The following is a 6,113-nucleotide window of genomic DNA, read 5'->3' as shown; positions in this document are numbered from 1 at the left end:
GGTCGTCGAAGGAGCGGGACATCTGCTGCTGGACGAGGAGCCCGCGGCGGTCGCGCCAGATGCGGTCCACGACCTCCTCGGGGTAGGCGGTCCAGTCCAGCGGGGCCCAGGGGGCGGCGCCGTGGCCGGGCCCGCCGTGGAACAGCCGGGCGGCCAGCAGGGAGATCTCCTCGTCCATGCGGCCGGGCTCCTCCAGCAGGTCGCAGGCGGGGCGTTCGCCGAGCCGGGAGGCGAAGCCCTGCGGGGCGAGCCGGTCGCGGCGGGAGAGTTCGGTGAGGGCGGAGACGACTCCGGCGTTCAGCCGGCGCGGCCAGCGGCCCATCCGCCAGGCGGGCAGCGCCACCTTGGTCAGCAGCCGGTCCCAGCCCGCGTAGGCGAGGCCGACCTGCTCCTGGGCGGCGGTCCGTACCCCGTGGTCGACGCTGTGGGCGCGGGCGGAGGCGGCGGCCGCCACGCCGCGTTCCATCTCGGCGGCGTGCGTACCGGCGACGCGCAGCAGCAGCCGGGAGATCCCACCGGCGAGCGCGAGCAGCGGGTGGCGCGGCGGCCAGGCCCCGGCGGCCAGGCCGGCGGTGGCGTCCCAGCCCCGTACGCAGCGGCGGGCCGCCGCGATGTCGGGATGGGCGGACGGACCGGTGCCGGCGACGACGGGCGCGAGCAGGGCGCGCAGTTCGCCGACCCGCATCCACCACAGGAAGGGGGAACCGATCACCAGGACGGGGGCACGGGTGTCCGTTCCTGGGAGGGCGGGGGTGCCACCCGTATCCCGGGTGCGGGGCTGTTCCTCCAGCCAGCTGTCGCAGTCGGGGGTGAGGGCGATCCCGCCGGGGTGCGGCACCGCGAGCCGGTCGGCGAGGTCCCGTATCAGGCTGTGCAGGGCGGGGGCGTCGGCCTCCGGCACATCGACGGTGGGCGTGACGGCCGGGCGGGCGCGGGCGATGAGCGCGCTGACGGCGGCGGCGACCGCGATCACCGCGACGGCGACAGCGGCGACCGGCCACCGTACGGCGTCCGGTACGTCCGGCCCGGCGGCGAACAGCACCACCGCGACGGCGGCCGGGAGCAGCGCGAGCGCCAGCGCGCTGTTGCGCGCGCGGAGCACGGCCAGCGCGTGGTCGCGCGCGGAGTGTGTGGCTCTGTGCTGCTGCCGCTGCCCCATGCGCCTGCCCTCCGCCGTGCCCGGCCCCGATCGTGCTCGTCATCCCACTGTGGCACCGACGACCGACGGCGCAATGCGCGGTGGGCCGATCGCATGATCACCACGGACCCGCGCCGGGGGACAACTCCCGCCGCACCCTAGTTGCGCACGCGGCGAGCGTCAGCCGGACGGCGGCATCGGTCACTCGATGGAGGGGCTTTGGGCAAAGGAAGGCAGTGCTTTCCGGCCACAACGACGAGATCCCGCCGTAGGGATGGAGGCGCTCCGGCGGTACGCGCCCACCGTGCGCGCGCCGTCGGCCGGGAGGGCGCCCCCGACCGGCTCCGGACCCGTCCCGCCGCTTCTCCTGGTCCACCCCGCCCCGCGACGCGATGGCACGGGCGGCGGCGCCCCGTACACCTCGCCCCACCGCGGCCCGGCCGGTGCCGGAGGCGCCACGGAACGCCCGGCCCGGCGGGCCGCCGGACGCACGCGGGCCCGGCCCCGGCGCGCGAACGCCCCGGGGCCGGGCCCGTACGAGCGGGGTCAGGCCGGTCCGGCCGCCGCTTCCGCCGCCGCCCGCGCGATGTCGCCGCGGTGGTGGGACCCCTTCAGCTCGATCCGCCCCACCGCGGTGTACGCCCGGGACCGCGCCGTCGCGAGGTCCGGTCCGGTGGCCGTGACCGACAGCACCCGGCCCCCGGCGCTCAGCACCTCGCCGTCCGCGCCGCGGCGCGTCCCGGCGTGCAGCACGTACGCGTCCGGCGCGTCCAGCTCCGCCACCGCGTCGAGGCCGGTGATCGGGTCGCCGGTGCGCGGCGCGGCCGGATAGCCCTCGGAGGCGATGACCACCGTCACCGCCGCGCCCTCGCTCCAGCGCAGCGGCGGCAGCGCGGCCAGTGCGCCGGTGGCCGCCGCGTGCAGCAGGCCGGAGAGCGGGGTGTGCAGCCGGGCCAGGACGACCTGGGTCTCCGGGTCGCCGAAGCGCGCGTTGAACTCGATGACCCGCACGCCGCGCGAGGTCACCGCGAGCCCGGCGTACAGCAGGCCGGAGAAGGGGGTGCCGCGCTTGCGCAGTTCGGCGACGGTCGGTTCCAGGACCGTCTCGCGCACCTCGTCGACCAGGCCGGGGTCCGCCCAGGGCAGCGGCGAGTAGGCGCCCATGCCGCCGGTGTTGGGGCCCGCGTCCCCGTCGTGGGCGCGCTTGAAGTCCTGCGCCGGCTGGAGCGGCACCACGGTGGTGCCGTCCGTGACGGCGAACAGCGAGACCTCGGGCCCGTCCAGGAACTCCTCGATGACGACGCGTTCGCACGCCAGCGCGTGCTCCCGGGCCCGCGCGCGGTCCTCGGTGACGACCACGCCCTTCCCGGCGGCGAGACCGTCGTCCTTGACCACGTACGGCGCGCCGAAGGCGTCGAGCGCCGTGTCGATCTGCTCGGCCGTGGTGCACACGTAGCTGCGCGCCGTGGGGACCCCGGCGGCGGCCATGACGTCCTTGGCGAACGCCTTGCTGCCCTCCAGCCGGGCGGCCTCGGCCGACGGGCCGAACACCGGGATCCCGGCGGCCCGTACCGCGTCGGCGACGCCCGCGACCAGCGGGGCCTCCGGGCCGACCACCACCAGGTCGGCGGCCAGTTCGCCGGCGAGGGCGGCCACGGCCGCGCCGTCCAGCGCGTCGACGGGGTGGACGGTGGCGACCTCGGCGATCCCGGCGTTGCCGGGGGCGCAGTGCAGCGCCGTCACCTCGGTGTCGTGGGAGAGGGCGTGGCACAGAGCGTGTTCGCGGGCACCGCCGCCGATGACAAGGATCCTCACGGGAGGCAGCCTATCGGCGCCACCGCCCCACTCACTCCTTCGGGTGAGCGAGGCGGACGCCGCTCCGGCCGTCACCCTCCCTTCTCGCCCTCTTCTGGGCGCAATTCCTCCGAAAGTGGTCCGGACGGCACGATTTCCCGGGGTAAGAAAGGGGATCTTCGTTCGTTCATACCTCTTCAGGGAGTCGTGGAATGAGCCATCCGGAGGACACCGGGACCACGGGCGCGGGACGGCGGCGGGCGGATCTGGCCGGATGGCCCGCGCCCTCCGCGGACTGGCACGAGCCCACCCGGCGGCTGGCGGAGCTGTACGAGCTGGCCGAGCGGGAGGCGCTGGCCACCGTCGAGTGGTATCTGGAGTCGCGGCAGCGCAAACGACGGGCCGCGCGAGCGCTGCGCGGCGGGATGCTGGCGGGGCTGACGGCCGGGGCGGCGCTGCCGCTGCTGGAGTTCACCGGGGCGGGGGAGGCGCTGGCCGCCTGGGGGTATCTGGCGCTGCTGGGGGCGGCGCTGTGCGCGGCCGGCGACCGCTGCTTCGGGGTCAGCTCGGGCTGGATGCGGGACATGGCGGCGGCGCAGGCGGTGCGGCGGCGGCTGGAGACGCTGCGGTACGACTGGGCGGCGGAGAGCGTCCGGGGGGTGCTGGGCCCGGCGGAGGGCACCGAGAGCGAGGCGGCGGAGCGCTGTCTGTGGGTGCTGCGCCGGTTCTCGGAGGATCTGGCGGAGCTGGTGCGGCGCGAGACGGCCGACTGGATGCTGGAGTTCCGCTGCGCGCCGGGGCCGCTGCTGGCGCAGCTCGCGCCGGTGGGCGCGGGCGTGGCCGGGCCGGGCCGGGCGGAGCGGGGCGAGGGGTACGAGCAGGCGCGGGGCGGTCCGTACGCGTATCTGCCGAGGCAGCGGCCCCCGGAGGGGCCCTGCCCCTGACATCAGCTGAAGACGATCATGGAGCCCTGGGCGAGACTGCGGGTGGCCGCGGCGTGCAGGCCGAGCCAGACGTGCCGTTCGCGGGCGAACGGGCTGTCGTCGGCGGGCGGTGCCGCCGGTTCGTCCAGCCGGGTGGGGCGGCCGGGCGGGGGCGGGCTCGGGGGCGGGTTGAACGGGTCGATGCCCAGGACGGGGGCGACCGACTCCAGTTCGCGCAGCAGTCCGTGACTGGAGCCCAGCGGTCCGCCGCCGGCCAGCAGGGAGTCGGTGACCAGCGGGTGCGGGAAGTCCACGGGGACGTACGCGCCCGCGTGGTCGAAGTGCCACACGAGATGGGTCTGCTGGGCGGCGGTCTCGAACATCTCCAGGAGTTGCTGGTAGTCGCCGTCCAGGTCGTCGACCGGGGTGACGGGGAGCCCGCTGAGCTGGAGGAGGTAGGCGCGGCGCAGCAGATGGAGCGCCGCGTAGTCGAACCCGGCGACGGGGGCCACGTCGCCCGACATGCCCGGAACGTACCCGTAGACGGGGACGGGCGGCGCACCGGCTTCGGCCAGGGCGCGGTCGTACTCGGCGAGTTCTTCGGCGAAGGGGTTGTCGGGGCTGTGGCACAGCACGTCGACAAGGGGGACCAGCCACAGATCACATGCCACGGCATCACGCTCTCTCGGAGGTTGTGGGGAGAGGTCTCCCCCGCCGTCGGCCCGGTCACGCCCCGGTGAGTTCGATCGCCAGCGCGAGGGTGTGCGAGCGGTGGGAGTCCAGCAGCCGCTCGGTGTCCTTGGCGTCGCGCCGTTCGACGGCGTCGGCCAGTTCGAGGTGTCCGGACCAGAGCCGGCCACCGAGGGAGGGACGGCGGCGGAGGTAGGGGACGGTGTACGCCCAGCAGCGTACGCGCATGCGGTCCAGGAATTCGCCGATGTGCGGGTTGGTGAGCAGGGCGGCGTCCAGCTCGCGCCAGAACCGCAGGTCGTAGCCGATGAGGATGTCGAGGTCGCCGCCGAGCGCGGCCTGGCGGGCGGCGGCGGCGCGGCGGCGGATGGAGGTGAAGTCGCCGGGGTCGGCCCGGGGCAGGCTGAGGGTGGGGTTCTGCTGGAGCAGGCCCTGGAGCACGAGGGCCTGGGCCTCGATCAGGCGTTCGAAGTCGTCGAGGCTGTCCTGGCGGATACGGAAGCCGCGGTGCTGCTCCACTTCGAGCAGGCCCTGGGCCGAGAGGTCGACCAGGGCTTCGCGGACGGGCGTGGCGGAGACGCCGTAGTGCTCGGCGATCTCCCGGACGGTGAACTCACCGCCCGGGGCCAGCCGGCCGGCCAGGATCTCTTCCCGCAGGGCGTCGGCGAGTTGCTCGCGCAGGGTACTGCGTTGAATCACGCCGACCCACACTACAGTTTCCTCCCTTTCTTGACAGCATGCTGTCTACATGACAGCTTGCTGTCATGAACGGGAGCGGGGAGCACACCATGCGGACGACGGAGCGGCACACCGGGCGGCGGGACGCGCCCCGGACGGTGCACATCGCCGTGTACGACGGGCTCGCGGACTGGGAGGCGGGCCACGCGATCGCCGAGCTGAACGGACGGGGGTTCCGGGTGCGGGCCGTCGGGGGCGGGCCCGAGCCGGTCACGACGATGGGCGGACTGCGCGTCCTGCCGGACCTCACCCTCGACGCGCTGCGGGCGCGGGACAGCGCGCTGCTGATCCTGCCGGGCTCGGCGCGCTGGGAGGACGGCGGCCTGGCGGAGTTCGGGCGGGCCGCGCGGCGCTTCCTGGACGCGGGCGTGCCGGTGGCCGCGATCTGCGGCGCGGTGGCCGGGCTCGCCCGCGAGGGGCTGCTGGACACCCGGGCGCACACCGGCGCGGCGGCACCGGTCCTGGCGGCGACGGGGTACGCGGGCGGGGCCCACTACCGGGAGGCGGACGCCGTGACGGACGGCGACCTCATCACGGCGGGGCCGACCGACCAGGAGGCGTTCGCGCGGGAGATCCTGCGGCGGCTTGAGGTGTTCCCGCCGGAGGTGCTGGAGGCGTGGTTCCGGCTGTACGCGGAGTCGGACGCGAGCGCGTACCCGCTGGTGGCGGGCGCGTGAGCACCGGGGCGGACCCGGCGGCGCACCGGGCGGGCGGCGACGGGGGCGGGCACATGGGCGCGGGCACCGGGCGGGGCGCGGGCCGGGACCCGGGCTCGGGTGCGGGCGGGGTCCCGGGGCGGGGCCGGCGCCCGGGGGCGGCCGGTGCGGAGC

At 76.0% G+C, this 6,113-nt stretch carries 6 protein-coding genes; 2 read left to right on the top strand and 4 right to left on the bottom strand.

The window, feature by feature from the left end:
* A partial coding sequence (locus ACFV5N_RS23335) for a hypothetical protein (RefSeq protein ID WP_385603157.1) occupies positions 1 to 1,159 on the bottom strand: 1,159 nt, incomplete at its 3' end.
* Between the two features lie 525 nt (positions 1,160 to 1,684).
* Complete coding sequence (purD, locus tag ACFV5N_RS23330; RefSeq protein WP_385603154.1) at positions 1,685 to 2,953, bottom strand: phosphoribosylamine--glycine ligase; 1,269 nt, start codon at positions 2,951 to 2,953, stop codon at positions 1,685 to 1,687.
* 191 nt (positions 2,954 to 3,144) lie between these two features.
* On the opposite strand from purD, the gene ACFV5N_RS23325 reads away from it, so the two are divergent.
* Positions 3,145 to 3,876: an SLATT domain-containing protein gene (locus tag ACFV5N_RS23325; protein ID WP_385603151.1), complete on the top strand. Its 732-nt coding sequence runs from the start codon at positions 3,145 to 3,147 to the stop codon at positions 3,874 to 3,876.
* Between the two features lie 2 nt (positions 3,877 to 3,878).
* Here ACFV5N_RS23325 and ACFV5N_RS23320 read toward each other — a convergent pair whose 3' ends face one another.
* Both ACFV5N_RS23320 and ACFV5N_RS23315 read right to left on the bottom strand, forming a co-directional pair.
* The gene (locus ACFV5N_RS23320) at positions 3,879 to 4,526 is read right to left on the bottom strand and encodes a hypothetical protein (protein WP_026047121.1); all 648 of its coding nucleotides are present in this window, start codon (positions 4,524 to 4,526) and stop codon (positions 3,879 to 3,881) included.
* Positions 4,527 to 4,581: 55 nt separating this feature from the next.
* On the bottom strand, positions 4,582 to 5,244 hold the full coding sequence (locus tag ACFV5N_RS23315; protein ID WP_385603148.1) for a GntR family transcriptional regulator: 663 nt from the start codon (positions 5,242 to 5,244) through the stop codon (positions 4,582 to 4,584).
* A gap of 89 nt (positions 5,245 to 5,333) precedes the next feature.
* Between ACFV5N_RS23315 and ACFV5N_RS23310 the strand changes: the two genes are divergently transcribed.
* Positions 5,334 to 5,960: a DJ-1/PfpI family protein gene (locus ACFV5N_RS23310; protein WP_385603159.1), complete on the top strand. Its 627-nt coding sequence runs from the start codon at positions 5,334 to 5,336 to the stop codon at positions 5,958 to 5,960.
* Positions 5,961 to 6,113 lie beyond the last annotated feature (153 nt).

This window comes from Streptomyces sp. NPDC059853, assembly GCF_042731495.1.
In the GTDB taxonomy this organism is placed as follows: Bacteria; Actinomycetota; Actinomycetes; order Streptomycetales; family Streptomycetaceae; genus Streptomyces.
The sequence above is the reverse complement of the archived record's forward strand: the minus strand, read 5'-3'. Positions and strand labels throughout refer to the sequence as shown.